This is a genomic window from Allobosea sp. TBD101 (assembly GCF_059817965.1).
Map to the genome: position 1 here is coordinate 4314460 of NZ_CM187543.1, position 25260 is coordinate 4339719.

23 protein-coding genes are annotated in these 25260 nt (G+C 67.7%); 11 read left to right on the forward strand and 12 right to left on the reverse strand.

Going from position 1 to position 25260, the window contains the following annotated elements; genetic code table 11:
- Positions 1 to 22 precede the first annotated feature (22 nt).
- A complete protein-coding gene (locus AC6RIC_RS21050) occupies positions 23 to 952 on the forward strand; it encodes a sulfite exporter TauE/SafE family protein (RefSeq protein WP_454657967.1) in 930 nt (309 codons plus the stop codon).
- Entirely contained in the window at positions 949 to 1719 is a 771-nt protein-coding gene (locus AC6RIC_RS21055; RefSeq protein WP_499733775.1) for a TIGR02186 family protein, read from the forward strand. Before AC6RIC_RS21050 ends, AC6RIC_RS21055 begins: the two co-directional genes overlap by 4 nt.
- A gap of 98 nt (positions 1720 to 1817) precedes the next feature.
- Here AC6RIC_RS21055 and AC6RIC_RS21060 read toward each other — a convergent pair whose 3' ends face one another.
- The gene (locus tag AC6RIC_RS21060) at positions 1818 to 3059 is read right to left on the reverse strand and encodes a molybdopterin molybdotransferase MoeA (RefSeq protein ID WP_499736638.1); all 1242 of its coding nucleotides are present in this window, start codon (positions 3057 to 3059) and stop codon (positions 1818 to 1820) included.
- A gap of 151 nt (positions 3060 to 3210) precedes the next feature.
- On the opposite strand from AC6RIC_RS21060, the gene AC6RIC_RS21065 reads away from it, so the two are divergent.
- The 3 genes from AC6RIC_RS21065 to AC6RIC_RS21075 all read left to right on the forward strand — a co-directional run bounded on the left by AC6RIC_RS21065 (position 3211) and on the right by AC6RIC_RS21075 (position 5243).
- Positions 3211 to 3459 carry a sulfurtransferase TusA family protein gene (locus AC6RIC_RS21065; RefSeq protein WP_454657969.1) on the forward strand — a complete coding sequence of 83 codons (249 nt, stop codon included), beginning with the start codon at positions 3211 to 3213 and terminating at the stop codon, positions 3457 to 3459.
- Between the two features lie 32 nt (positions 3460 to 3491).
- The gene (locus tag AC6RIC_RS21070; RefSeq protein ID WP_499733776.1) at positions 3492 to 4607 is read left to right on the forward strand and encodes an Mrp/NBP35 family ATP-binding protein; all 1116 of its coding nucleotides are present in this window, start codon (positions 3492 to 3494) and stop codon (positions 4605 to 4607) included.
- Positions 4608 to 4841: 234 nt separating this feature from the next.
- Positions 4842 to 5243: an SRPBCC family protein gene (locus AC6RIC_RS21075; protein ID WP_499733777.1), complete on the forward strand. Its 402-nt coding sequence runs from the start codon at positions 4842 to 4844 to the stop codon at positions 5241 to 5243.
- Positions 5244 to 5249: 6 nt separating this feature from the next.
- Here AC6RIC_RS21075 and mobA read toward each other — a convergent pair whose 3' ends face one another.
- Both mobA and AC6RIC_RS21085 read right to left on the reverse strand, forming a co-directional pair.
- A complete protein-coding gene (gene mobA, locus AC6RIC_RS21080; RefSeq protein WP_499733778.1) occupies positions 5250 to 5876 on the reverse strand; it encodes a molybdenum cofactor guanylyltransferase MobA in 627 nt (208 codons plus the stop codon).
- A gap of 36 nt (positions 5877 to 5912) precedes the next feature.
- Positions 5913 to 6428, reverse strand: coding sequence for a DUF2478 domain-containing protein (locus AC6RIC_RS21085; protein ID WP_499733779.1), 516 nt, complete (start codon positions 6426 to 6428; stop codon positions 5913 to 5915).
- 192 nt (positions 6429 to 6620) lie between these two features.
- On the opposite strand from AC6RIC_RS21085, the gene AC6RIC_RS21090 reads away from it, so the two are divergent.
- The 3 genes from AC6RIC_RS21090 (at position 6621) to AC6RIC_RS21100 (ending at position 9525) form a co-directional block, all read left to right on the forward strand.
- Positions 6621 to 7877, forward strand: coding sequence for a peptide ABC transporter permease (locus AC6RIC_RS21090; RefSeq protein ID WP_499733780.1), 1257 nt, complete (start codon positions 6621 to 6623; stop codon positions 7875 to 7877).
- 111 nt (positions 7878 to 7988) lie between these two features.
- Positions 7989 to 8972, forward strand: coding sequence for a threonine ammonia-lyase (locus AC6RIC_RS21095; protein WP_499733781.1), 984 nt, complete (start codon positions 7989 to 7991; stop codon positions 8970 to 8972).
- A gap of 31 nt (positions 8973 to 9003) precedes the next feature.
- On the forward strand, positions 9004 to 9525 hold the full coding sequence (locus tag AC6RIC_RS21100; protein WP_499733782.1) for a GNAT family N-acetyltransferase: 522 nt from the start codon (positions 9004 to 9006) through the stop codon (positions 9523 to 9525).
- A 17-nt stretch (positions 9526 to 9542) separates the two neighbouring features.
- Here AC6RIC_RS21100 and AC6RIC_RS21105 read toward each other — a convergent pair whose 3' ends face one another.
- Positions 9543 to 9935, reverse strand: coding sequence for a hypothetical protein (locus AC6RIC_RS21105; RefSeq protein WP_488847500.1), 393 nt, complete (start codon positions 9933 to 9935; stop codon positions 9543 to 9545).
- A gap of 583 nt (positions 9936 to 10518) precedes the next feature.
- Here AC6RIC_RS21105 and AC6RIC_RS21110 point away from each other — a divergent pair.
- Together AC6RIC_RS21110 and AC6RIC_RS21115 are read left to right on the forward strand one after the other, a co-directional pair.
- Positions 10519 to 11691, forward strand: a complete 1173-nt coding sequence (locus tag AC6RIC_RS21110; protein WP_499733783.1) for a M20 aminoacylase family protein — start codon at positions 10519 to 10521, stop codon at positions 11689 to 11691.
- A gap of 11 nt (positions 11692 to 11702) precedes the next feature.
- On the forward strand, positions 11703 to 12809 hold the full coding sequence (locus AC6RIC_RS21115) for an NAD(P)/FAD-dependent oxidoreductase (protein WP_499733784.1): 1107 nt from the start codon (positions 11703 to 11705) through the stop codon (positions 12807 to 12809).
- A 340-nt stretch (positions 12810 to 13149) separates the two neighbouring features.
- On the opposite strand, the gene eda is transcribed toward AC6RIC_RS21115, so the two are convergent.
- From eda to AC6RIC_RS21155, 8 genes are all read right to left on the reverse strand, one after another.
- Positions 13150 to 13794, reverse strand: a complete 645-nt coding sequence (eda, locus tag AC6RIC_RS21120) for a bifunctional 4-hydroxy-2-oxoglutarate aldolase/2-dehydro-3-deoxy-phosphogluconate aldolase (protein WP_499733785.1) — start codon at positions 13792 to 13794, stop codon at positions 13150 to 13152.
- Between the two features lie 39 nt (positions 13795 to 13833).
- Complete coding sequence (locus AC6RIC_RS21125) at positions 13834 to 14520, reverse strand: 6-phosphogluconolactonase (protein WP_499733786.1); 687 nt, start codon at positions 14518 to 14520, stop codon at positions 13834 to 13836.
- Positions 14520 to 16022: a glucose-6-phosphate dehydrogenase gene (gene zwf, locus AC6RIC_RS21130; RefSeq protein ID WP_499733787.1), complete on the reverse strand. Its 1503-nt coding sequence runs from the start codon at positions 16020 to 16022 to the stop codon at positions 14520 to 14522. The genes AC6RIC_RS21125 and zwf overlap by 1 nt, the downstream gene beginning before the upstream one ends.
- A 248-nt stretch (positions 16023 to 16270) precedes the next feature.
- Positions 16271 to 17023: an ABC transporter ATP-binding protein gene (locus tag AC6RIC_RS21135; protein WP_499733788.1), complete on the reverse strand. Its 753-nt coding sequence runs from the start codon at positions 17021 to 17023 to the stop codon at positions 16271 to 16273.
- Positions 17020 to 17877 (reverse strand): ABC transporter ATP-binding protein, encoded by an 858-nt coding sequence (locus AC6RIC_RS21140; RefSeq protein WP_499733789.1) that lies wholly within the window; start codon positions 17875 to 17877, stop codon positions 17020 to 17022. Before AC6RIC_RS21140 ends, AC6RIC_RS21135 begins: the two co-directional genes overlap by 4 nt.
- 4 nt (positions 17878 to 17881) lie before the next feature.
- Complete coding sequence (gene nikC / locus AC6RIC_RS21145; RefSeq protein WP_499733790.1) at positions 17882 to 18787, reverse strand: nickel transporter permease; 906 nt, start codon at positions 18785 to 18787, stop codon at positions 17882 to 17884.
- A 10-nt stretch (positions 18788 to 18797) separates the two neighbouring features.
- The gene (locus AC6RIC_RS21150) at positions 18798 to 19853 is read right to left on the reverse strand and encodes an ABC transporter permease (protein WP_454659036.1); all 1056 of its coding nucleotides are present in this window, start codon (positions 19851 to 19853) and stop codon (positions 18798 to 18800) included.
- Between the two features lie 163 nt (positions 19854 to 20016).
- Complete coding sequence (locus AC6RIC_RS21155) at positions 20017 to 21621, reverse strand: ABC transporter substrate-binding protein (RefSeq protein ID WP_499733791.1); 1605 nt, start codon at positions 21619 to 21621, stop codon at positions 20017 to 20019.
- A gap of 234 nt (positions 21622 to 21855) precedes the next feature.
- Between AC6RIC_RS21155 and AC6RIC_RS21160 the strand changes: the two genes are divergently transcribed.
- The gene (locus tag AC6RIC_RS21160; protein ID WP_499733792.1) at positions 21856 to 25260 is read left to right on the forward strand and encodes a transglutaminase family protein; all 3405 of its coding nucleotides are present in this window, start codon (positions 21856 to 21858) and stop codon (positions 25258 to 25260) included.

The window sequence follows — 25260 nt, forward strand, 5'->3', positions numbered from 1 at the left end:
GCCAGCCTTGCGAGGGGTAAGCGTGCAGATTTACCTGCCGATCGCCGAGCTGCCGATCAGCGTCCTGATGGTTCTCGGCCTGAGTGGCGCGGTGGGCTTCATCTCCGGCCTATTCGGCGTCGGCGGCGGCTTCCTGCTGACGCCGCTGCTGATCTTCCTCGACATCCCGCCGGCGGTCGCCGTCGCGACGGTCGCGGCGCAGGTCGCGGGCTCCTCGATGACCGGCGTCCTCACCTATCTCCGGCGCAAGGCGCTGGACCTCAAGCTCGGCGGCGTGCTGGTCAGCGGCGGCATCCTCGGCACCGTGCTCGGCGTGCTGTTCTTCAACGCCATGCGCCGGCTCGGCCAGCTCGAGCTCGTCATCACGCTGTCCTATGTCACGCTGTTCTCGATCATCGGCGGGCTGATGCTCTACGACGCGCTGCGCGCGATGCTGCGCGTCCGGGCCGGCAAGCCGGCCCGGCTGAAGCGGCGCGGCGGCATGCATCCCTGGTGGATGGGCCTGCCCTTCCGCCAGCGCTTCTATCGCTCAGGCCTCTATTGCAGCGTGATCCCGATCGCCCTGCTCGCCATCGTGATCGGCTTCATCGGCGCGGTCCTCGGCGTCGGCGGCGGCTTCATTCTCGTGCCCGGCCTGATCTACTTCTTCCGGATTCCGCCGGCCGTGGTGGTCGGCACCTCGCTGTTCCAGATCCTGGTGACGATGACCGGCGCGACCGTGCTCCACGCCGTCACCAACCAGTCGGTCGATATCGTGCTGGCCGTGCTGCTGCTGGTCGGCGGCGTGATCGGCGCGCAGTTCGGCGGGCGGGCGGCGCGCAACCTCAATGTCGAATCCTTCCGCCTGCTGCTGGCGCTGCTGATCCTGTCGGTCGGTCTGCGCTTCGCCATCGAGCTGTTCATCCCGCCGAGCGAGCCCTTCTCGGTGGTCGTGCCGGAGAGCGGACGATGAGGTGGCTCGCCGCACTCCTCGCCGCTCTCGCGATCGGTATCGCAACCGGCGCCGCCCGCGCCGAAACACTGATCGCGGCGATGTCGAGCCACCAGATCCAGATCACCTCGAACTATACCGGCAGCCAGCTCACCGTGTTCGGACTGGTCGAGCGCGATGGACGGACGGTCGCGCGCGGCGATCCCTACGACATCATCGTCACGGTGCGCGGCCCCAGGCGCATGCTGCTGGTGCGCGAAAAGGAGCAGTTCGGCCCGATCTGGATCAACCGGACGCAACGGCGCTTTCCCGAGAACCCGGTGTTCCTGCATGTCGCCACCAACCGGCCGATCGCAGAGATGATGAGCAACGAGACGGCGCAGCGCGACCGGATCGGCCTCGTCAATGCCGAACGGCCCTCCGGCAGCTGGGTCGATCTCGATCCCGGCGCGCGGCGCTTCCGCGAAAGCCTTGTCCGGATCATGCAGAGCAAGGACCTCTACGGCTACGAGGAGCGCGGCGTCACCTTCCTGTCGAGCGCGCTGTTCAGCGCGCCCGTCGACATCCCCGCGACAGCCCCGACCGGCTCCTACACCGTCGACATCGTGCTCTATTCCGGCGGCGTTCCGCTGGCGCGCCAGCAGACCAATTTCGAGGTGATCAAGACCGGCATCGAGCAACGCTTGGCTCAGGGCGCCTATGACTGGGCCGTCCTGTACGGTCTTGCCACGGTGCTGCTGGCGCTGTTCCTCGGCTGGGGGGCGAGCGTGATCTTCCGGCGCGACTAGAGTAATTTCGTAATTCTTCGAATCATGAAATTACTCTAGGTATTTGTTTTATAGCATTTTCTTCACGCGAACCGGTGTCCACTTCGCTCGAAAATGCTCTAGAGCAATTCCGCATAGGGCAGGAAGGGCGCAGAATCGCCCACCTCGACCCGCGCGACGTCCTCGGCCAACACGACAAGCCCATCGGATTGCGCGAGCGAGGCGAGCGAGCCGGCTCCCTCGCCGGGATGCTTGCGCGCGATGATCCCGCCTTCGGCATCCTGCTCCAGCGACACCCGCAGGAACTCGCGACGGCCCGACTTCCTGGCACAGGCGAAGCCCAACCGGACCGGCCGGGCTGTCGGTGGAGCATAGGTTTCGCCAGCGAGCCGGGCCAGTAGCGGGCGGGCGACGAAGGCGAAGCCGACGAAGACCGCGACGGGATTGCCGGGTAGTCCGACGAAGGGCGTCCCGGCGACGCTGCCGATCGCGATCGGCTTGCCCGGCTTGATCGCGACCCGCCAGAGATCGAGCGCGCCGCAAGCGAGCACAGCATCCCTGACATGATCGGCCTCGCCGACCGAGACGCCGCCGGAGGTGATGACGAGATCGCAATCGGCCGCCGCCTCGCGCAGCCGCCGCTCGAGGCCCGTTGCCTCGTCGCGCAGGATGCCGAGATCGGCGACCTCGGCACCGGCACGCGTCAGCATCGCGCGCAACATCGCCCGGTTGGCGTCGTAGATCGCGCCGGGGCCAAGCGGCTGGCCGGGCTCGATGAGTTCATCGCCGGTGGAAAACAGCGCGACGCGCGGGCGGCGGCGCGCGGTGACGTCAGCCAGCCCGAGCGCCGCCAGCAGCCCGAGATCCTGCGGGCGCAGGCGCCGGCCGGCCGGCAGCACCTCCCGCCCGCGCGCGACATCCTCGCCCGCCAGGCGCAGATTGGCGCCGCGCTTGATTCCCGCCGGCAGGATAACCGCGCCATCGCTTGCGACGACATCCTCCTGCATCACGATGGTATCGGCGCCCGCGGGAACCGGAGCGCCGGTAAAGATGCGCCAGGCGCCTCTCTCCAATCTCGCGGGGACCTCACCGGCCATCGTCCTGCCCAGCACCGGCACGCTGGTCGCCGCTCCAGCCGCGAGATCGGCGAAGCGGATGGCATAGCCATCCACCGCGGAATTGGCGAAGGGCGGGAGATCGCGCGGCGCGATCAGCGCTTGCGCCAGCACACGACCGTCGGCCTCGGCGAGCGGCAGTTCGACCGTGCCGGCGACCGGATGCACGCGCGAGGCCGCATCGGCCGCCGCTGCATCAAGCGTGACGAGCCCGGAATCGGTCCGGCCACCGCCCAGCCGCGCCATCACGGTCCCCGCCTGCTTCGGCTGCCTGAGCGCATCGCCGCCCGTTTCCTCCCGATCGATCATTCTTCATCGTCGCCACCGCAGACGGGGTCAAGCACCCTGCGGCACGGCGGCGGTTGCCCGCTCCCGAACTGCCGTCCTATGAAGCAGCATGACGACGACGGGCACGACCCTGGACACCATTCCGCTCGACCTGCGCGGCCTGAAATGCCCGCTCCCGGTGCTGCGCGTGCGCAAGGCGCTGATTGCCGCACCGGCCGGCAGCTTGCTCATCGTGCACTGCACGGATCCAATGGCCGCCATCGACCTGCCGAATCTCGTCCGCGAAACCGGCGACATCATCGAGCAACAGGGGGATGCGGACGGCGCCCTCGTCTTCCATATCCGCAAGGCGGCTTAGCCGCGACAGACCAGCCAACGGAGTCCAACGACGTGACCGTCTCCCAAGCCGATGTCCTGCGGGCGCTCGAACTGGTGAAGCTGCCGGCGAGCGGGCAATCCCTCGCCGCCTCCGGCCGCATCGGCGACATCCTCGTCGATGGCGGCAAGGTGATCTTCGCCATCGGCATCGACGCGACGGAAGCCGCAGCGATGGAGCCGGTGCGCAAGGCGGCCGAGAGCGCCGTCGGCGGCCTGCCGGGCGTGACGCAGGTTCTGGTGGGGCTGACCGCCGACAAGGCCGCCCCCTCCGCCGGCATGCAGGCGCGCCAGCAGGCGCAGCGCCCCGGACCGGGCGGCGCGCCGAAGCCTGCCGGCGTGCCGGGTGTGAAGCAGATCATCGCGGTGGCCAGCGGCAAGGGCGGCGTCGGCAAGTCGACGACCGCAGCCAATCTCGCGGTGGCGCTCGCGACGCTCGGCCTCAAGGTCGGCGTGCTCGATTCCGACATCTACGGGCCGTCCATGCCGAAGATCTTCGGCATCACCGGCAAGCCACAGATCGTCTCGGGCCGGACGCTCGCGCCGATGGAAGCCTATGGCCTCAAGGTGATGTCGATCGGTTTCCTCGTCGATGAGGAAACACCGATGATATGGCGCGGGCCGATGGTGATCTCGGCGATCACCCAGATGCTGCGCGAGGTCGCCTGGGGCGAGCTCGACGTGCTGGTCGTCGACATGCCGCCGGGCACCGGCGACGCCCAGCTCACCATGGCCCAGCAGGTGCCGCTCGCCGGCGCCGTCATCGTCTCGACGCCGCAGGACCTCGCCTTGCTCGACGCACGCCGCGGCGTCGCCATGTTCAGGAAGGTCGCGGTGCCGATCCTCGGCCTCGTCGAGAACATGAGCTATTTCACCTGCCCGGCCTGCGGACATCGCTCCGACATCTTCGCCCATGGCGGCGCCCGTCACGAGGCCGAGCGGCTCGGCATCCCCTTCCTCGGCGAGATCCCGCTGGCCATGCCGATCCGCGAGACCTCGGACGGCGGCCGGCCGATCGTCGCGAGCGATCCGTCGAGCGCCCATGCCAAGGCCTATGTCGCGCTGGCGCGGCAGGTGCAGGCCAGCCTCGGGGGCGCGGTCCGGGCAGCGCCGCGCATCGTGATCGAGTAAAGCGGCACCGCGGCACGGGCGGCTTGACAGGCCGCCATAAATGTTCCTATTTTGTTCTCATCATTTATCGACTTTGCGTGGAACCGCGCGGTCATCCCGGACAAGCCGCCTATGGCGGCGCCGATCCGGGATCCATGCCGGAGTGCTTCCGGCAAAGGTTCAGGCGTGGATCCCGGCTCTTCGTTTCGCTTCGGCCGGGATGACCCGCGTTTTGATGTGAAAAGGACGAAAGACATGGCCGTCCATCGTGCCCGCCATATCGGGATCGGTATCGATCGCCCGGTCGAGGAGGTCTACGCCTTCCTCGCCGACCCCGTGAACTTCCCGCGCTGGGCCGAGGGCCTCGGCCACAGCTTCGTGCCGGTCGAGGGCATGACCTGGCGCGCCGAGACGCCGATGGGGCCGATGCGCATCCTGTTCAGCGAGCCGAACAATCATGGCGTGCTCGACCATGCCGTCATCCCCGAGCACGGCCCGGCCATGCACAATCCGATGCGGGTCGTTGCCAATGGCGACGGGGCGGAGCTCGTCTTCACGCTGTTCCAGCGCGACGGCATGTCAGACGACGAGATGGCGCGCGATGCCGCCATGGTCAGCCGCGATCTCGCGACGCTGAAGGCGCTGCTGGAGGGATAGGCGCCGTCAGTTCGCGCCCGTCGCGAGGCGCTCAGCTTCGGCGAGGTCCTCCGGCGTGTTGACGTTGAAGAAGGGATCGATCGGCTCTGCCGGCCACTCGGCAACGGCAACGCCATGACCTTGCGCCCAGCGGCCGAGCCTGCGCTCGCCCGCGGCCAATGCCTCGCGCAGATCCTCCCGCAACGCGACCGGCCAGAGACCGATGGCGTGGTGTTGCCGCCCAGCCGAGGCAGCGCAGGCGAGCGGCGTGCCGGCGGCAACGCGCACATGATGCAATCGTGCAGCGAGATCACCCGGAATGAAGGGCGTATCGGCCGCGACGCTCAGCAGCCAAAAGGTTTGCGGCCGATGCGCGGCGATCCAGTCGAGCCCGGCCAGAACACCTGCGAGCGGTCCGGCGAAATCCGGCACCGTATCGGCGACGACCGGCAGGCCGAATGCGGCCAGACGAGCCGGATCGCCGTTGGCATTGAGCAGGAGCCCATCGCATTGGCCGCGCAGGCGATCGACGACATGAGCAAGGATCGGCCGGCCGGCGAGCGGCTTCAGCGCCTTGTCGCCGCCGCCCATCCGCCGGGCGAGGCCGCCCGCAAGGATCAGGCCGATGGTCGGCGTTTCCGCGCGCCCTGTCATTCCGACACCCTGCCCGGGAAGATCACCCCACGGGCCTCAGGCCGCGACGGCCGTCACTGCCTGCGCCCAGTGCTCGACGGCCTCCTCGTCGGGCGGCAGTTCGAGCCAGTCGTCGCCGGCGAATGCGCGCCAGGCGGGCAGGAAATCGCTGCGCACGGCGATCAGGAGCGGCAAGCCGGCGAGCAGCGCGCCGGCGATCTCCTGGCGCAGGCCCTCGCCCAAAGCCTCCTGCTTGCCGAAGCGGTTGACGATCACGAGATCGACGCCTCCGGCCAGTGCATCGGAGAAGGCAACGGCGGCGGCGGCCAATCCGGCCGCATCGAGATGGCAGCCCGAGGCGCCGGCGCCGAGATCCTGGCTGATCGGGAAGCGCCGGCCGCTGGCGACGTCCTCCAGCGACATCGCCATGCAGCGGTCGTCGCAGGTGGCATCGTTATGCTGGACCACGCCGCCGAGGCGCAGGCCCTGCCGCTTCAGCCGGCCGACGAGGCCGTGCATGAAGACATCGATCGGAAAGCCGCTCGCAAAGGGGATGGCTGCCAGCATGGTCATGCCGGTTTCTCTCACGAACGCCGCCGCTCGACCAGAGGCGACGATGCCACGCCCCCCGCGATCCCGCCGGAGAGATGTCGCGACAGTGTTGCGCCGCACCTACAGTCGCGGGCGCTTGCGCCCGCTAGGGTGACGGCGGCTCATCCCGGGCGGCCGGGCAGGCCGAGAGGCTGTCAGGACCCGCCGGAACGCATGATCCGCAACAACGCCCAAGCTCCGCTCGACCCGGCCACCGATGCCGCGCTGCTGCTGCGGCGCATCGGCTTCGGCACGCTGGCGCTCGTCCTGCCGCTGGCCGCGCTGGTCTCACGCCGGGCCGCCGTCGTGCTGGTGCCGATCGGCGTCGTGCTGCTGATCATCGCGACCCTGATCGAGGACCCCCGCAGATTCGTGGGCATGCTCCGGGCGCTTCTGGTCAGCCGCCCCGGCCTGATCCTGATCGGCCTGATCGGATGGGCCTTCCTGTCGCTGGTCTGGAGTCCGTTCCCGGCAGCGGCCGCCGAGAAGGCCGCCAATCTGCTGCTCGCAGCCGTGCTCGGCTTCGTCGGCCTTTCCGCCCTGCCCGAGCGGATGCGCTCCTCGAACCTCAACCTCGTCGCGCTGGGTACCGGCAGCGCCGGCATTTTCGCGCTCGGGCTGATCGCGGTCGCGGCGCTGCGCCATGCCGAGACGCCGCCCGGCGCCGTCGAGCGCGGCGTTTCGATCATTCTGATCATGGCCTGGCCGGCGCTGGCCTGGCTGCTGTCGCGCGAACGCGGTCTCAGCGCGCTCGGGCTGGCGCTCGTCGTGACGCTGCTGGCGCTGACGCGGTTCGAGGATGGCGAGACTCTGGCGATGATCTTCGGCGCCGTCGCCTTCGGCGCGGTCACGGCCAACCCCGAGCGCGCGGCGCAGATCATCGCGGCGATCGTCGCCGGGCTGATGCTGTTCGCGCCGGTCCTGCCCTTCCTGATGGCGCCGCTCGTCACGATCCTGCCCGACAGCGCCGATGATTTCGCGCAGATGCTGTCGATCTGGGCCGACGTGATCCGGCAATCGCCGATCGAGCTGATCACCGGGCACGGCCTCGACACCGTGGTCCGCGGGCAGATGAGCGGGACCTTGCCGCAGCCCGCTCCGGCGACGCTGCTGTTCGAAACCTGGTATGAGCTCGGGCTGGTCGGCGCTGCTGCCGCGGCCGCCTGCCTCTATTTCGCGATCCGCGCTGCCGGCCGCATGACCGGGGCGCTCGCCGCCGGCGGCGTCGCCGCCTTCACCACCGCCTTCGCGCTCAGCGTCTTCGGCTTCGCGCCGCTGCTGCCGTGGTGGCTGATGACGCTGACCGCCGTGATGCTGCTGTTCGGCGCCATCGCGCGGGGCCAGTATCGCACCGACCGGCCCGCCGTGCCGCTGCCGACGCGCCCGGTCAACCATACGCGACCGAAGGCGAGCCCGCCGCCCGCTCCCTGACGGCAGCTTTCAGCCACGCCCTCACGGGGTTCGTCGACGCTTGACGGGCGGGCATCCGCCGCGCTCTCGTGCCGCCGGATCGGAATCGCCCCGGCAGAGGACCAGAGCCCCATGACATTCGACGTCACCGCATTCGACGTCACCCTTGCCGACGTCCAGGCCGCCGCGGCGCGCATTGCCGGCAAGGTCCGCCGCACGCCGACCTACTACAGCGCGGGGCTTTCGGCGCGGCTTGGCGTCGAGACCTGGGTGAAGGTCGAGAGCCTGCAGCTCGGAGGCTCCTTCAAGGTTCGCGGCTGCTACAACAAGCTGATGGGGCTGGGCGAGGTCGAACTGAAGCGCGGTGTCGTCACCGTCTCCGGCGGAAACCATGCCATCGCCGTGTCGCTCGTTGCGAAGGCCGTCGGGACGCGGGCGCTGGTGCTGATGCCGAAGGCGACGCCGGCGCTGAATATCCGTCTGACGGAAGAGGCCGGCGGGCAAGTCGAGCTCTGCGAGGGTTCCCTCGCCGCCTTCGCCAAGGCAGAGGATTATGCCACGCAAGGCATGACGCATGTCCATTCCTATGACGACCCGGCCATCATCGCCGGGCACGGCACGCTCGGCCTTGAACTGGCGGCCGACGCTGGCGGACGGCTCGACCATGTCTTCATCTCGGTCGGCGGCGGCGGCTTTTCGGCCGGTGTCGGCACGGCGCTCAAGGGCCTTGATCCGGCCGTGCGCCTGCACGGCGTCGAGACCGAGGGCGCCACAACGATGACGCAGGCGCTGGCGGCCGGCGAACCTGTCGCGATCCGCCCGACCTCGATCGCCCGCACGCTCGGCGCTCCTTTCGCGACGAAGCGCACCATGGCAGCGGCACGGCAGTTCCTCGAGGACATCATCGTGGTGCCCGACGCGGACGCCGTCCGCGAGCTCGTCTGGGTGCTCCAGAACGGGCGGGTGCTGCTGGAGCCGGCAGCGGCCTGCGTGGTCGCCGCCGCGTTGGCGCGCAAGGACAGCTTCCAGCAGGGCGAGCGCGTCTGCCTCGTACTCTGCGGCTCGAATGTCGCGCTCGAGGATATCGCGAGCTGGCGCACGAGCTTCGGCGTCTGACGCCGATCCCGCTGCCATTCCGGAACCGGCCATGAACGACCGATCGATCCCGACGCTGCAAACGCAGCGCCTCGCGCTGCGCCCCATGACAGAGGCGGATTTTCCAGCCTATGCCGCCCTCCTGGCCTCGCCCCGCTCCGGCGGGTTCGGCGGGCCACTGTCACGAAAACAAGCCTGGGGCCTGTTCTGCCATGACATCGCCTGCTGGAGCTTGTTCGGCCATGGCGGGCTGATGATCGACCGGCGCACGGACGGCCTCTGCATCGGCCAGGTCGGCATCAGCCACGGCCCGCTCTTCCCGGAGAAGGAGCTGGGCTGGCTGCTCTACGAGGGCAACGAGGGGCAGGGTTACGCCACCGAGGCCGCCCGCTCCTTACGCGACTGGGCCGCGCAGGCACTCGAGGTCTCCGAACTGGTGAGTTATATCGCGCCGGACAACGCAGCCTCGGTCGCCGTGGCGGAGCGGCTCGGCGCGGTCCGCGATCTCGTGGCCGACAGACCCGATCCGAATGATCTGGTCTATCGGCACAGGCTCACGACCGCGCCCCGCTAGAGAGCGCGCGGGTTTCGTCAGTTGCTGTTGCGGGCGAGCCTCGCATAACGGCTGCGCTTGCTGGCGGAGGCGTAACGGCTGCGCTTGTGGCCGTACCAGGATGCCTCGCGCTGGCCGACATCGGCATGGACCAGACCGTTGGAATAAGTGCCGACACCGCCGACATTGTCGATCGCGCGCGCCGCGGCCGCGGCCTTGCGCGACGACGTCGCCATCGGCCGGAAATCGATCGCCCGGCCGCTGTAGTGCTGCGAGTTCCGGGCATGGCGGCCGCCGCAGGTCGAGGTGATCTGGATCGGACCGATCTTCGCGACGAGTTCGGCGATCATCGCCTTGGTTTCGGGCTTCAGGCAACCGAGGCCTTTGACCTGCGGCTGAAAGGATATTTTCTCGGGCGTACCATCGGCCATGGCAGCAGCAGGCAAGAAACCGCATAGTAACGCAAGCAACGACAAGCGACGCATCATCTACCAAACATGTAATGGGGAATTGGAAAGGATCAGGCCAGATAAGCTCGATGGCCCGAACGGATGCCGCTGTCTCTAATCGTGAAGCAAGGCCAAATCGTGGCTGGTGCATTTTCGAGTTATTGTACTAACGCTACCCAGATCGCTCATGGCTCTTGGTCATGCCGTCAATGCCCCCTGGCTGGTGGCCTGGAACGGCGCCGGGAAAGGGAGCTGTCATCCCGTGCGCGGTGCAGCGCGCAGCGGTGCTCCGCAGACACGGGACCGCATGACGAGGAGGCGCCTCTACGCGCAGCCTCTCAAAAAGGCACCCTTTCCTGAGAACGGTCCCGTGTCTGCGCAGCGGCATGGAATGCCGCAGCGCGCACGGGATGCCCCGGTGGATCGGCCTTCGCGCCCGCCCGCCATTCCGCCGAGGCCCATCCCCTGCGCGCCACCGGCTTGGACAGGCAGGGCGCGGCTGGGCTAGCCTGTGCGACGGCACCCGCTTTCTGCGCGGTCGCCCCATTCCATCTCAGAGGATACGATGCCCAAGACCGACATCATCGCGGCGCTCACCCCGGAAATCACCGCGATCCGCCGCGACATCCATCGCCACCCCGAGCTGATGTACGACGTCCATCGGACCGCCGGCCTCGTCGCCGACAAGCTGCGCGAATGGGGCGTCGATGAAGTCGCCACCGGCGTCGGCCAGACCGGCGTCGTCGGCGTCATCAAGGGCAAGGGCCAGGATTCCGGCCGGGTCATCGCCATGCGGGCCGACATGGACGCGCTGCCGATCCACGAGGAGACCAATCTCCCGCACCGCTCGACCGTGCCCGGCAAGATGCATGCCTGCGGCCATGACGGCCATACCGCCATGCTGCTCGGCGCCGCCAAATACCTGACCGAGACCCGCGACTTCGACGGCACCGCCGTGCTGATCTTCCAGCCGGCCGAAGAGGGCGGCGCCGGCGCCAAGGCGATGATCGACGACGGTCTGATCACCCGCTTCGGCATCCAGGAAGTCTACGGCATGCACAACAAGCCGGGCGTGCCGGTCGGCAAGTTCGAGATCCGCAAGGGTCCTGCGATGGCCGCGGCCGACCAGCTCCACATCAAGATCGAGGGCCTCGGCGGCCATGCGGCCGCGCCGCATCGCGTCAACGACCCGATCGTCGCGTCCTGCGCGCTCGTGACCGCGCTGCAGACGGTTGCCTCGCGCAATGCCGACCCGCTCGACTCGATCGTCGTCTCGGTGACGGCGCTCAATGCCGGCGAGGCCTTCAACGTCATTCCGCAGACCGCGGAGATCAAGGGCTCGGTGCGCACGCTGACGCCGGAGACCCGCGATCTCGCCGAGAAGCGCATCACCGAGATCGTCGAGGGCGTGATGAAGGCCTTCGGCATGAAGTACCAGCTCAATTATCGCCGCGGCTATCCGGTGACCTTCAACCATTCCGGCCAGACCGATTTCGCCACCAGCGTGACGAAGGAGGCCTTCGGCTCGGATGCAATCAACACCGAGGTGCCGCCGACCATGGGCTCGGAAGACTTCTCCTACATGCTGGAGGAGCGTCCCGGCGCCTTCATCAATATCGGCAACGGCGACTCGGCAGGCCTGCATAACCCAGCCTACGAGTTCAACGATGCGGCGATCCCGGTGGGCGTGAACTACTGGGCGAGCCTCATCGAGATCGCCATGCCGCAGCGCGGTTGACGGCTGAGGCGATGAGCGACATCGATTGTCTGGTGATCGGGGCCGGCGTCGTCGGCCTCGCGGTTGCCCGCGAGCTGGCGCTGGCCGGACGCGAGGTCGTCATCGCCGAGGCTGCCGAGGGCATCGGCACCCAGACCTCGGCGCGCAATTCCGAGGTCATCCATGCCGGGATCTATTATCCGCCCGGCTCCCTGAAGGCCCGCGTCTGTGTCGCGGGCCGTGAGCTGCTCTATCGCTACCTGCAAGAGCGCAGTCTGCCGCACAAGGCTTGCGGCAAGCTGATCGTCGCCACCTCGGAAGCCCAGAAGCCGGCGCTGGAGACGATCATGACCCGCGCCAAGGCGTCCGGCGTCGACACGCTGCGCTGGCTCTCCGGCGCCGAGGCCAAGGCAATGGAGCCGGAGGTGCGCTGCGAGATCGCGCTGCTCTCGCCCGAGACGGGCGTCGTCGACAGCCATGCGCTGATGCTGTCGCTGCTCGGCGAATGCGAAGCGGCCGGCGGTTCGCTTGCGCTGAACACGCCGATCACCGGCTGGCGCCGCGAAGCGGAAGGCTTCAGCGTCGATTTCGGCGGCGACGATCCGGCGACCTATAGCGTTCGGACCGTGGTCAATTCGGCCGGCCATGGCGCGCCGAAGCTGCTCGGCCTGCTCGACGGCTTCCCGGCCGCGCATGTGCCGGTGCAGCACTATGCCAAGGGCAATTATTTCGCGCTGACGGGCAAGCAGCCCTTCAGCCATCTGGTCTATCCCGTGCCGGAGGCGGCGGGGCTGGGCATCCACGCCACGATCGACATGGGCGGGCGGGTGAAGTTCGGGCCTGATGTCGAATGGGTCGAGAGCGACCAGGACCTGGTCGTCGATCCGGCGCGGGCGAAGAAATTCTACGCGGCGATCCGGACGTACTGGCCGGGACTGCCGGATGCTGCGCTGGTCGCGGACTATGCCGGCATCCGGCCGAAGCTGCACGGGCCGACCGAGCCGATGCCGGATTTCCGCATCGACGGGCCGGAGGTGCATGGGGTGGCGGAACTGGTCAACCTGCTTGGCATCGAGAGTCCGGGACTCACAAGCTCGCTCGCGATTGCGGAGATAGTACGGGAGAAGCTCGCGGCGTGAAGGGTGTCTTCCCGCACGCGCTGCGGCACGCAGTGCTGCTGCGCAGATGCGGGACCGTCATCAGGAAAAGGCGCCTTCTCGTCACGCGGTCCCGTGTCTGCGCAGCAGCGTTACACGCTGCAGCGCGCACGGGATGACCCGGCGGCGGGCCTCATAGGAAAGCTCTTGAGAAGCCTGCGGCGTAAAGGTGTCATCCCGCACGCGCTGCGGCACGTAGTGCTGCTGCGCAGATGCGGGACCGTCCTCAGGAAGAGGCACCTTCTCGTCACGCGGTCCCGTGTCTGCGCAGCAGCGTTACACGCTGCAGCGCGCACGGGATGACACCCTTCTTTTCCCGCCCTTACGCCCGCGCCTTCTGGAACGCCTCCTTCGCCTCGCGCGCCAGCGTCTCGATCCGCTTCCAGTCACCCGCGGCGATCGCATCGGCCGGGACCAGCCACGAGCCACCGACGCAGATGACCTGCGGCAAGGCGAGATAATCACCGAGATTCTTGAGGCCTACACCGCCGGTCGGGCAGAAGGTCATTTGCGGGAACGGGCCGGACAGCGCCTTCAAGGCCGGCGGGCCGCCGGCCTGCTCGGCCGGGAAGAATTTCGCGGTGGTGCGGCCAGCCGCAACGGCGCGCATGCAATCCGAAGCGGTCGCCACGCCCGGCAGCCAGGGCAGGCCCGCCTTGCGCAGGGCCTCGTCGACGCTCTCGCTGAAGCCGGGGCTGACCACAGCCTGCGCGCCGGCATCCTTGACCTGCTGGGCCTGGGCCGGTGTCACGACGGTACCGGCAACCGCCAAAGCCTTCGGCACCGATTTCGCGATGGCCGCGAGGGCTTCCATCGCGGCCGGGCGGCGCAGCGTGACCTCGACGACATCGATACCACCGGCAACCAATGCATGAGCGAGATCGACGGCGCGCGAGGCGTCCTCGATCACCACGACGGGGATCACGCCGCAGCTCTTCAACCGGGCAATCGCGGCAGTCTCGTCCATGGTCTCGTCTTTCAATCGATTTGAGCAGGAAATCCGGCTCTACTCCTTCGCCCAGTAGACGTCGAGCCCTCGCGCGCTGCCGAGCAGAAGATCGACCGGCAGCGGCTGCTGTGCGCGCCCTGGAGCGGCCTTGAGCACCGCCTCCTTGACGGCGCCGGAGACGAGCAGGCTCGCCCAGCCGGCACCGAGCAGGCGGGCGGGCGAGAGCGACAGGCGCGGCGGCAACCCCGGTGGGCGGGCGACGACGATGCCGCTGTCAGGCACGGCGTTAAACGTCGCCTCCGCGCCCGGGAAGAGCGAGGCGACATGCCCGTCCGCGCCCATGCCGCTGACGAGCAGGTCGATAGGCGGCAGTTCCGCGAGCTTCGCGCCGAGCAGAGCGGCGGCGGCCTCGATATCGCTGCCATGCTCGTGGAAGGACAGGAAGCTCGCACGCCCCGCGATCAGCGGCGCGAACTGCGCCCGGATCATGCGCTCGTTCGAGGCGGCATCGTCGGCCGCGACGAAACGCTCGTCGGTCGGCAGCAGCGTGACCTGTTCCCAGGCCAGATCATGCCGGCCGAGCGCGGCGAGGAAGCCCGCCGGAGTCGTGCCGCCGGGCACGGCGAGAAGCGCCCTGCCCTGCCCCGCAAGCAGCTCCTTCAGCCGGACCGCGACTGCCTCCGCCAGAGCCTCCGATGCATCGGCGAGTGTGGCGAAGCGGTGCCAGGCGAGCGGGCCGGCCATCAGACCAGATCCGGATCGGCCCAGGAGCGGCCGTCGCGCTCGATCAGGCCGATCGCCTGCGACGGCCCCCAGGAGCCGGCGGCGTAGCGATGCGGATGCGGATAGTAGTCCTGCCAGCCGGCGATGATCGGATCGACCCAGGTCCAGGCCTGCTCGACCTCGTCGCGGTGCATGAACAGCGTCTGGTCGCCGCGGATGACGTCGGTCAGCAGGCGCTCATAGGCGTCGGGCGTGCGCTCGTCGAAGGCGGTGGAATAGCGCAGGTCGAGCTGGCGCGGCACGATCTTGAGCCGGCCGGAGCCCGGCACCTTCATCATCAACTGGAGCTGGACACCGTCGTTCGGCTGCAGGCGGATGAAGAGGCGGTTGGCGTCGAGCCGGTCGCAGGAGCCGCCGCCGAAGATCGAATGCGGCACCGGCTTGAAGGTGACGGCGATCTCGGAATAGCGCTGCGCCATGCGCTTGCCGGTGCGCAGATAGATCGGCACGCCGGCCCAGCGCCAGTTGTCGACCTCGCAGCGGATGGCGACGAAGGTCTCGGTGTTCGAGCCGTGGCCGAGTTCCTCGGAATAGCCGCGCACGCGCTGGCCGTCGATCTGCCCGGCGCCGTACTGGCCGCGCACCGTGTAGCGCTGGACATCCGGCCCGACGATGGGGCGCAGGGCCTTCAGCACCTTGATCTTCTCCTCGCGGACGGCACCGGCCTCCAGCATGTTCGGCGGCTCGATGGCGAAGAGGGTCAGCAATTGCATGAGATGGTTCTGGACCATGTCGCGCATATGCCCGGACTTGTCGTAATAGCCGGCGCGCTGCTCCAGCCCGACCGTCTCGGCCACGGTGATCTGGACATGGTCGATGTCGCGGCTCGACCAGGAGCGCTCGAACAGCGTGTTGGCGAAGCGCAGGACGAGCAGGTTCTGCACCGTCTCCTTGCCGAGATAATGGTCGATCCGGTAGGTGCGGCTTTCCGGCAGGATACGGGCGACGGCATCGTTGATCGCCCGCGCCGAGGCGAGGTCGCGGCCAAGCGGCTTCTCCAGGATGACGCGCGAGGTCGGCGTCAGGATCTCGGCCTTGGCGAGATTCTCGCAGATCGGAATGAAGAGATCGGGCGGGGTCGAGAGGTAGAAGGAGCGGACGCGCTCGCTCTCTCCCAAGGCCTGCTTCAGCGCGCCATAGGTCTCGGGCTTCACCGCATCGAGCATCACCATGGTCAGGCGGCGCAGGAAGGGCTCGACCTGATCCTTCGGGATGCCCTCCTCGTCAAGGCGCTTGGCGATCTGCTTCGGCAGGCCCTCGACATCCTCTTCCTTGCGGACGATGGCGAGGATGCGGCTCTCGCCAGGCAGGACGCCCTCGCGGTTGCGTTGGGCGAGCGCCGGAAAGAGCTTGCGCAGCGCGAGATCGCCGCTCGCGCCGAAGATCACGAGATCGAAGGGCGGGACCGGCGTCCGCTCGGGAATGGTCTCGGGCCGAAGCGCGTTGTCCACGATGGCGTCCATAGGTCTCACAACTCCGTCAGGCGGTGCCGGTTCGCAATGCGGTGCCCGTCATTGCGAGAAGCGCAAGCGACGAAGCAATCCAGGGGACTGGGCCGCAGCCGTTCAACCCAGTCCCCTGGATTGCTTCGCTACGCTCGCAATGACGGAGCGGCCAACCGGGATACACTGTACCGAAAGGCTGCGGCCAGAGTGGGACGGTTTTGCCGCGCTGCAAAGAGGGGACGGCGCAGGGCCGATCCCCTCGTCGTTCAGCCCGCGCGCCGGAAGCCCGCGCTCGCGGTCAGCAACTGCTGGGCATAGGCCGTCTGCGGCTGACGCGCGGCCAGCGTCTCGACCGTCATCTCCTCGACCGCGCGGCCGAACTGCATGACCAGCAGGCGCTCGCACATATGGCCGACGACCGAGAGATCGTGGCTGACGAGGATATAGGTCAGCTTGCGCTCCTGCCTGAGCGCCGCGAGCAGGTTCAGCACCTCCGCCTGGATCGAGACGTCGAGCGCCGAGGTCGGCTCGTCCAGGAGCAGGATCGAGGGTTCGAGCACCAGCGCACGGGCGATCGCGACGCGCTGGCGCTGGCCGCCCGAGAGCTGGTGCGGATAGCGGAAGCGGAACGAGGCGGGCAGGCCGACATCCGTGAGCGCCTTGCCGATGCGGGCCTCAGCGTTGTCGAGGCCGTGGATGGCGAGCGGCTCGGCCAGCGTGTCGTCGACCGTCTTCTTGGGGTGCAGCGAGCCATAGGGGTCCTGGAAGACCATCTGGACGTTGCGATAGAAGGTCTTGTCGCGGACCTTGGGCTGCACGACGCCCTCGATCGTGACATTGCCGCTCCATTCCCGGTTGAGGCCGGAGAGCACGCGCAGCACGGTCGACTTGCCCGAACCGGACTCGCCGACGAGGCCGTAGCTCTCGCCCCTGCGGACGTCGAAGGAGAGGTCCTTCACGACATGGGAGTCGCCGAAGGAGACGTTGAGCTTGTCGACGGAGATCGCTGTGTTCGTCATGCCAGCCACGCCGGGTCACGGTTGAGGGTGGCGAGCTTCGCCCGGGGATGGTCGAGGTCCGGTAGGCATTCTAGCAGGCCGAGCGTATAGGGATGGCGGCGGCTGCGCGCCGCCGGATCGGCGAGCTCGGCCGCCGGCAGCGTCTCCATGACCTTGCCGCCATACATGACGATGACGCGGTCGCAGAAGGACTGCACCAGATGCAGGTCGTGGCTGATGAAGATCAGCCCCATGCCGCGCTCGGTGACGAGGTCGTCGAGGATCTTGAGGATCTGGAGCTGGACGGTGACGTCGAGCGCCGAGGTCGGCTCGTCGGCGATCAGGACTTCGGGCTCGGCGATCAGCATCATCGCGATCATGACGCGCTGGCCCATGCCGCCCGAAACCTCGTGCGGGTAGAGATCGTAGACGCGCGCAGGCTCGCGGATCTGGACCTGCTCCAGCATGGCGAGGCTGCGCTCGCGCGCCTCGCGGACGCCGGCCTTGCGGTGGATGCGATAGGCCTCGGCGATCTGGCTGCCCACGGTCTCGACCGGGTTCAGCGAGAATTTCGGGTCCTGCATCACCATGGAGATATGGCGGCCGCGCAGCTTGCGGCGTGCGCCCTTGTCCATGGCCGTCAGGTCCTGACCACGGAAGCGCATACGGTCGGCGCTGACGACGCCCGGATGCGGGATCAGGTCGAGGATGGCGCGGCCGGTCATCGACTTGCCCGAGCCGGACTCGCCGACGATGCCGAGCCGCTCGCGGCCCAGCGTGAAGGAGAGGCCGCGCACGGCCCGGACGATCCCGGTCGGCGTGTGGAAGTCGACCTTGAGATTGTCGACTTCAAGAAGAGGCTGTTCGCTCGTCATCGACTTACCTCGCATCCATGACGTCGCGGAGCCCGTCGCCGAGCAGATTGAACCCGAGCGCGACGATGCAGATCGCCACGCCGGGGAAGGTCGCGACCCACCACTGGTCGAAGATCTGCTCGCGGCCGGCCGAGATCATCGCGCCCCATTCCGGCATCGGCGGCTGCGCGCCGAGGCCGAGGAAGCCGAGGCCGGCGGCGGTCAGGATGATGCCGGCCATGTCGAAGGTGGTGCGCACGATCAGCGAGGACATGCACATCGGCACGACATGCTTCCAGATGATGCGCGCCTGCGAGGCGCCCTGCAGGCGCATCGCGGCGATATAATCCTGGTTGCGGATCACCATCGTCTCGGCGCGGGCGACGCGGGCATAGGGCGGCCAGGTCGTGATCGCGATGGCGATGATGGCGTTGACGATGCCGGGGCCGAGCGCCGCGACGAAGGCCAGCGCCAGCACGAGGCGCGGGAAGGCCAGGAAGACGTCGGTGATGCGCATCAGCAGACGATCGACCCAACCACCGTAATAGCCGGAGATCGCGCCGATCAGCAGGCCGAAGGGGCCGACGGTGACCACGACCAGCAGCACGATCACCAGCGTGATGCGCGTGCCGTAGACGATGCGGCTGAAGATGTCGCGGCCGAGCGCGTCGGTGCCGAACCAGTTGGTCGTCGACGGCGGCAGCAGCCGCTTGTCGAGCGCCTGCGCGATCGGGTCGAAGGGCGCGATCAGGGGCGCGAAGGCGGCGATCAGCAGCAGCAGGACGATGATGGCGAGGCCCGCCACCGCCATCGGGTTGCGCTTGAAGGCAAGCCATTGCCGGTAAAGCTGGCCGAGACGGGCCTGTCGGCGTGACTCAGGCGAGTCGCTGATCAGCCAGGCGTGCAGGCCGGGAGAGGAAGTGTCGCTCATGTCCGTCTCCTCAACGCACGCGCGGATCGGCCAGGCGGCCGATGATGTCGGTCAGGAGATTGACCCCGATGAAGACGACGCCGACCACCAGCGTCCCACCGAGCACCGCATTCATGTCGGCGTTGAGCAGCGCATTGGTGAGATAGCGGCCGAGGCCGGGCCAGGCGAAGATCGTCTCGGTCAGCACCGAGCCCTCCAGCAGGTGCATGTAGGAGAGCGCGATCACGGTGAAGAGCGGCACGGCGGCATTGCGCAGCGCGTGGCGCCAGATCACGGCGGTCTCGGAGACGCCCTTCACGCGGGCGGCGATGACATATTGCTGCTGCAGCTCGGTGATCATGAAGCTGCGGGTCATGCGGCTGATATAGGCCACCGAGAGCAGGCCGAGCACCAGAGCCGGCAGGATCAGATGCGAGAGGGCGTCCCAGAACGCCTCCCATTCACCCTCCAGCGCGGCGTCGATCATGATGACGCCGGTGCGGGTGGTGACGATGTCCTGCCAGACGACCGAGATGCGCCCGGGCCCGGAGACCCAGCCGAGCTTGGCGTAGAACAGCAGGAGCGCCATCAGGCCGATCCAGAAGACCGGGACGGAATAACCGACGAGGCCGACGACGCGGGCGACCTGATCCTGCCAGCGGCCCTGGTTGACGGCGGCGACGATGCCGAGCGGGACGCCGATGAGCACGCCGATCAGCGTGCCCAAAGTCGCGAGTTCAAGCGTCGCCGGGAAGACGCGCTTGATGTCCTCGACGACCGGGTTGGAGGTCAGCACGGAGGTGCCGAGATTCCCGGTGAAGACCTTGCCGATATAGATGGCGAATTGCTGCCAGAGCGGCTTGTCGAGGCCGAGCTCGATGCGCGCCGCCTCATAGGTTTCAGGCCGGGCGTTGTCGCCGACGACGGCTAGCACCGGGTCGATCGGAATGACGCGGGCGATGAAGAAGGTGACCAGCAGCAGGCCGAACATGGTGATGACCACGGTCGTCAACTCGCGCGAGAGCGCGCGGCCCCAGCGCCGCAGCCTGCCCGGCGCGGCGGCCTTGCCTGTGGGAGCTTGCGTCACGGCTGTCATGACCCGCCTCCATTTCCAGTGTTTTTCGTCGGAGCGCCGGGGATCGCCGCAGGCGTTTCACGCCGCGCCAGAATCCAGACCATGTCCGGGATGAGCATGAAAGGAAGCCCGCCGCGACCTTTCGGAATCGCGGCGGGCTCCTGAGCCAGAAGGCTCAGTTCTTGACGATGGTGGAGTAGCGGTTGGTGTCGGAGCTCGGTCCGATGACCCAGCCCTTCACGTTCTTGCGCTCGGCCGAGACCTCGATCTGCTGGAACATGATGACGAAGGGCGAGACCTTCTGGTGGTCGCGCTGCAGACCTTCATAGGTGGTCTTGCGCTTGCCAGCATCGGCTTCCAGCACGGCGCCCTGCGTGACCTTGGTCATCTCCGGGATGTTCCAGGCATTGCGCCAGGCCAGCGTCTTCGACTTCGCATCCTCACCGTTATCCTCGTTGATGGCGAAGGTCTCGGCATTCGTGTGCGGGTCGAGATAGTCCGGGCCCCACTGGCCGATATAGATGTCGTGGGTGCGGGCGCGGTACTTGGTCAGCGTCTGCTTGCCGTCACCGGGGACGATCTCGAGCTTGACGCCGGCCTGGGCCCAGGTCGCCTGGATCGCCTGCGCGATATCGGTGATCGGGGAGATCGAGCGGGTGTCCATGGTGACGGTGAAGCCGTTGCTGAGACCAGCCTTGGCGAGCAGCTCCTTCGCCTTGGCGACGTTGAGCTGGTAGGGCTTGTCCGAGATCGCGCCGAGGAAGCCCTGCGGCAGGAACGACTCATGGTGCTTGTAGGTGCCCTCAAGGATGTTCTTCTCGATCGAGGCGTAATCGACCAGGAGCTTCAGCGCCTCGCGGACCTCGGGCTTGGCGAGGTTCGGGTTCTTCTGGTTCAGGCCCATATAGAGGATATAGCCCTTGTCGCCCTGGACGATCTCAAGGTCCTTGTTGTTCTTGACCGCTGCGAGCTGGTCCTTCGAGAGGTTGCGGGCGATGTCGACGTCGCCCTTCTCGACGAGCAGGCGCTGCGAGGCCGGCTCGGCGACATGGCGTACGACGATGCGCTTGCTCTTCGGCGCGCCCTTGTACCAGCTCTCGTTGGCGTCGAGCGTGTACTGCTCGTTCGGGCGATAGCTGCGGACCTTGAAAGCACCCGAGCCGGCCGAGTTCAGCTTGAGCCAACCATTGCCCCAGTCGCCGTCCTTCTCATTGGCCTTGACCAGCTTCGAGTCGACGATGGCGGCGACGCCGGAGGTCAGGCAGTTATAGAAGAAGGTCGGCGCGTAGGGCTTCGAGACCGTGATCTGGACGGTGTTCTCGTCGACGGCCTTGACCTTGTCGAGCACGTTCTCGGCAACGAAACCGAACTGGCGCAGGATGAAGCCCGGCGACTTGTTGAGCGTAACCGCGCGCTGGAAGGAGTAGACCACGTCGGCGGCCGTCATCGGGTTGCCCGAGTGGAACTTGACGCCTTTGCGCAGCTTGAAGGTGTAGGTCAGGTTGTCGGGGCTGACGGTCCAGCTCTCGGCGAGATCCGGAATCAGCTCGTTGTTCTTGGAAATGTCGATGTTGATGAGCTTGTCGTAGACGTTAGCGCCGACCTCGACGCCCGAGAACTCGAAAGCCTCGGCCGGGTCGAGCGTGATGATGTCGTCGATCTGCTTGGCCATCACGATCGTGTCCTTCGGCGTCTGCGCGAAGGCGGCGGTGGTCGACATCAGGGCCGTAAAGGCCGAAACCACCATCAATTTGGCTACGTGACGCATCGGATTCCCCATCGTTCGTGTTGCGCGGGCGCTGTCCGCCCGTTGGGCGCTATCTGCAACCAGTCCGGTGCGGCTGTCCAGTCGACCAACGGCCATGGAAAGGGCGGAACGGCTCATTTTGCACATCTCTTGAGCAGCGAAGCCGGGTCATGAGGCCATCCGGGCGCTGGCGATGCCTTGCGCGCGTCAACCGCCCGGCTAACCTGACGTTACAGGCGGCGCTCGCCTGGGATTAGGGGGCGAAACTTGGCCATCATCGCCGCGCTGAACCATGTCACGCATTACCGCTACGACCGGCCAGTCACGCTCGGGCCGCAGATCGTGCGCCTGCGGCCGGCGCCGCATTGTCGCGCCGCGATCGAGAGCTATTCGCTGAAGGTGACGCCGGCCCAGCATTTCGTGAACTGGCAGCAGGACCCGGCCGGCAACTGGCTGGCGCGCTATGTCTTCCCGGAGCCGGTGACCGAGTTCCGGATCGAGGTCGATGTCGTCACCGAACTGTCGATCATCAATCCCTTCGACTTCTTCGTCGAGACGCAGGCCGAGAACTTCCCCTTCGCCTATACGCCAGAGCAGACCGAGGAACTCTCACCCTATCTGGTGACGGAGCCGGCCGGCCCGCTGCTTGAAGCCTTCCTCGCCGAATTGCCGCGCGAGCCGATGAACACGGTCAACTTCATCGTCGACCTCAACGCCCGCCTGCAACAGCGCATCGCCTACGGCATCCGGATGGAGCCGGGCGTGCAGGAGCCGGAGCACACGCTGTCGATCGGATCTGGCTCCTGCCGCGACACGAGCTGGCTCCTGGTCCAGGCGCTCCGGCATCTCGGTCTCGCAGCACGTTTCGTCTCCGGCTACCTGATCCAGATGAAGGCGGATATCGACCCGCTCGAAGGCCCGCGCGGGACGGACAAGGATTTCACCGACCTGCATGCCTGGGCCGAGGTCTATATCCCCGGCGCCGGCTGGGTCGGGCTCGACCCGACCTCGGGCCTGCTCACCGGAGAGGGCCACCTGCCGCTGGCCGCGACGGCGCATTACCGCTCGGCTGCGCCGGTCTCGGGCGTGGCGAGCTATGCCGAGACCAGTTTCGACTTCCAGATGAGCGTAACGCGCGTGCACGAGGTGCCGCGCATCACCCTGCCCTTCTCCGATGCCTCCTGGGGCGAACTCGATGCGCTCGGCGAGACCGTCGAGGCCGATCTCAAGGCGCAGGATGTCCGCCTCACCATGGGCGGCGAGCCGACCTTCGTCTCGATCGACGACCAGACCGGCGCGGAATGGAACATCGCCGCGGTCGGGCCGACCAAGCGCCAGCGGGCCGACACGCTGATCCGGCGGCTGCGCCAGCGCTTCGCCCCGGGCGGGATGCTGCATTACGGCCAGGGCAAATGGTATCCGGGCGAAACCCTGCCGCGCTGGGCCTTCGCTCTGTACTGGCGCCGCGACGGCGAGCCGATCTGGCGCAATGCCGACCTGATCGCCCGCGAGCCGGAAGCCCAGACCGGCGGGGACCGCGAGCTGGAGATCAGCGCCACCATTCGCGATGCCGAAGCCTTGGCGCAGGGGCTGTCCGAGAAGCTCGGGCTCGGCGCCGATTATGTGGTGCCGGCCTATGAGGATACCGGTGTCTGGCTGCTCAAGGAGGCGCAGCTTCCCGACAATGTCGATCCACTCGATTCGCGCCTCTCCGATCCGGAGGAGCGCTCGCGGATGGCACGCGTCTTCGAGCTCGGCCTCGGCAATCCGCGCGGCTATGTCATCCCGGTTCAGCGCTGGCAGGCGGGCGCGAGCGACCGCCGCTGGCGCTCGGAGAAATGGCGCTTACGCCGCGGCAAGCTCTTCCTTGTGCCGGGCGACTCGCCGGTCGGCTACCGCTTGCCGCTGGGCACGCTGCCGGTCGTGCCCAAGGCCGAGTATCCGCATATCCATCCGCAGGACCCGCTGGAGCCGCGCCCGCCTTTGGCGGCGGCGGGACCGGCCGGAGCAAGCTGGACCGATCATCCCGAGGCGCGTCCTGCGGAACCGACCTCCACGGAGGAGCGGCCCGGCCCGGCGCAGATGAGCGTGGAAGCGCAGGCCACCGCCTCAGGGCCGGTCCAGGACCGGCGCGAGCAGGAGATCGGCGGCGATCATGTCCGCACAGCGCTCAGCCTCGAAATCCGCGATAACGTGCTCTGCGTCTTCCTGCCCCCGGTCGAGCGGCTGGAGGATTATCTCGACCTCGTCGCCTCGGTCGAGGCGGTGGCGGAGGAGTTCGGCCAGCCCGTGCATATCGAGGGCTATGCGCCGCCCTTCGACCCGCGCCTCGACGTGATCAAGGTCACGCCCGATCCCGGCGTGATCGAGGTCAATATCCACCCGGCGACGGAATGGCGCGAGGCTGCGGCGATCACGCAGGGCGTCTACGAGGAGGCGCGGCTGGCGCGGCTCTGTGCCGAGAAATTCATGGTCGACGGCCGTCATACCGGCACCGGCGGCGGCAACCATGTCGTGCTTGGCGGCGTGACGCCGGCCGACTCGCCCTTCCTGCGCCGGCCGGATCTGCTCAAGAGCATCATCCTCTACTGGAACCGGCACCCCGCTCTCTCCTACCTGTTCTCAGGCCTGTTCATCGGCCCGACCAGCCAGGCCCCGCGCATCGACGAGGCCCGGCAGGATCAGCTCTACGAGCTGGAGATCGCGCTGGCGCAGGTGCCCGGGCCCGGCGAGGCGCCGATCCCGCTCTGGCTGGTCGACCGGCTGTTCCGCAATCTCCTGGTTGACGTCTCCGGCAACACGCACCGCACCGAAATCTGCATCGACAAGCTCTATTCGCCGGACGGACCAACCGGCAGGCTCGGGCTCGTCGAGTTCCGCGGCTTCGAAATGCCGCCGGATGCGCGGATGTCGCTTGCCCAGCAATTGCTGCTGCGTGCGCTGATCGCCTGGTTCTGGCGCGAACCGCTGGACGGCAAGCTGGTCCGATGGGGTACCGCTCTGCATGACCGCTTCATGCTGCCGGAGATGGTCTGGCAGGATTTCAAGGACGTGCTCGGCGACCTCCAGCGGGCCGGCTATGCCTTCGACCCCGTCTGGTTCGAGGCGCAGGCCGAGTTCCGTTTCCCCTTCTTCGGCAAGGTCGCGCATGGCGGCGTCGAGATCGAAATCCGGCAGGCGCTCGAGCCCTGGCATGTCATGGGCGAGGAAGGCGCGATCGGCGGCACGGTGCGCTATGTCGATTCCTCGATCGAGCGCCTGCAGGTCAAGGCGACCGGGCTGGTGCCGGGTCGCCATCTCGTGACCTGTAACGGCCGCCGCCTGCCGATGACCGCGACCAGCACCTCCGGCGAGGCGGTCGCGGCGGTGCGCTTCAAGGCGTGGCAGCCGGCGTCCGGCCTGCATCCGACGATCCCCGTGCATGCGCCCCTGACCTTCGACATCGTCGATCTCTGGTCCGGCCGCTCGCTCGGCGGCTGCGTCTATCATGTCGCCCATCCCGGGGGGCGCAATTACGAGACACCCCCGGTCAATTCCTACGAGGCGGAGGCAAGACGGCTCGCACGTTTCGAGGCGATCGGGCATAGTCCAGGCCCTCTGGCGATTCCGCCGGAAGAACGCAGCGCCGAATTCCCGCTCACGCTGGATTTGAGGCGCCCGGCAGGGATTTAG

What these genes read in the sequence shown, in the direction of transcription:
- eda (WP_499733785.1), bottom strand. Translation starts at nt 13,794, where the DNA reads ATGGACGAGACTGCCGCGATTGCCCGGTTGAAGAGCTGCGGCGTGATC.
- AC6RIC_RS21065 (WP_454657969.1), top strand. Translation starts at nt 3,211, where the DNA reads ATGACGACGACGGGCACGACCCTGGACACCATTCCGCTCGACCTGCGC.
- AC6RIC_RS21060 (WP_499736638.1), bottom strand. Translation starts at nt 3,059, where the DNA reads ATGGCGCGGCTGGGCGGTGGCCGGACCGATTCCGGGCTCGTCACGCTT.
- AC6RIC_RS21055 (WP_499733775.1), top strand. Translation starts at nt 949, where the DNA reads ATGAGGTGGCTCGCCGCACTCCTCGCCGCTCTCGCGATCGGTATCGCA.
- AC6RIC_RS21125 (WP_499733786.1), bottom strand. Translation starts at nt 14,520, where the DNA reads ATGGCCGGCCCGCTCGCCTGGCACCGCTTCGCCACACTCGCCGATGCA.
- AC6RIC_RS21110 (WP_499733783.1), top strand. Translation starts at nt 10,519, where the DNA reads ATGCCCAAGACCGACATCATCGCGGCGCTCACCCCGGAAATCACCGCG.
- mobA (WP_499733778.1), bottom strand. Translation starts at nt 5,876, where the DNA reads ATGACAGGGCGCGCGGAAACGCCGACCATCGGCCTGATCCTTGCGGGC.
- AC6RIC_RS21100 (WP_499733782.1), top strand. Translation starts at nt 9,004, where the DNA reads ATGAACGACCGATCGATCCCGACGCTGCAAACGCAGCGCCTCGCGCTG.
- nikC (WP_499733790.1), bottom strand. Translation starts at nt 18,787, where the DNA reads ATGAGCGACACTTCCTCTCCCGGCCTGCACGCCTGGCTGATCAGCGAC.
- AC6RIC_RS21105 (WP_488847500.1), bottom strand. Translation starts at nt 9,935, where the DNA reads ATGGCCGATGGTACGCCCGAGAAAATATCCTTTCAGCCGCAGGTCAAA.
- AC6RIC_RS21090 (WP_499733780.1), top strand. Translation starts at nt 6,621, where the DNA reads ATGATCCGCAACAACGCCCAAGCTCCGCTCGACCCGGCCACCGATGCC.
- AC6RIC_RS21135 (WP_499733788.1), bottom strand. Translation starts at nt 17,023, where the DNA reads ATGACGAACACAGCGATCTCCGTCGACAAGCTCAACGTCTCCTTCGGC.
- AC6RIC_RS21115 (WP_499733784.1), top strand. Translation starts at nt 11,703, where the DNA reads ATGAGCGACATCGATTGTCTGGTGATCGGGGCCGGCGTCGTCGGCCTC.
- AC6RIC_RS21095 (WP_499733781.1), top strand. Translation starts at nt 7,989, where the DNA reads ATGACATTCGACGTCACCGCATTCGACGTCACCCTTGCCGACGTCCAG.
- AC6RIC_RS21085 (WP_499733779.1), bottom strand. Translation starts at nt 6,428, where the DNA reads ATGACCATGCTGGCAGCCATCCCCTTTGCGAGCGGCTTTCCGATCGAT.
- zwf (WP_499733787.1), bottom strand. Translation starts at nt 16,022, where the DNA reads ATGGACGCCATCGTGGACAACGCGCTTCGGCCCGAGACCATTCCCGAG.
- AC6RIC_RS21075 (WP_499733777.1), top strand. Translation starts at nt 4,842, where the DNA reads ATGGCCGTCCATCGTGCCCGCCATATCGGGATCGGTATCGATCGCCCG.
- AC6RIC_RS21140 (WP_499733789.1), bottom strand. Translation starts at nt 17,877, where the DNA reads ATGACGAGCGAACAGCCTCTTCTTGAAGTCGACAATCTCAAGGTCGAC.
- AC6RIC_RS21155 (WP_499733791.1), bottom strand. Translation starts at nt 21,621, where the DNA reads ATGGGGAATCCGATGCGTCACGTAGCCAAATTGATGGTGGTTTCGGCC.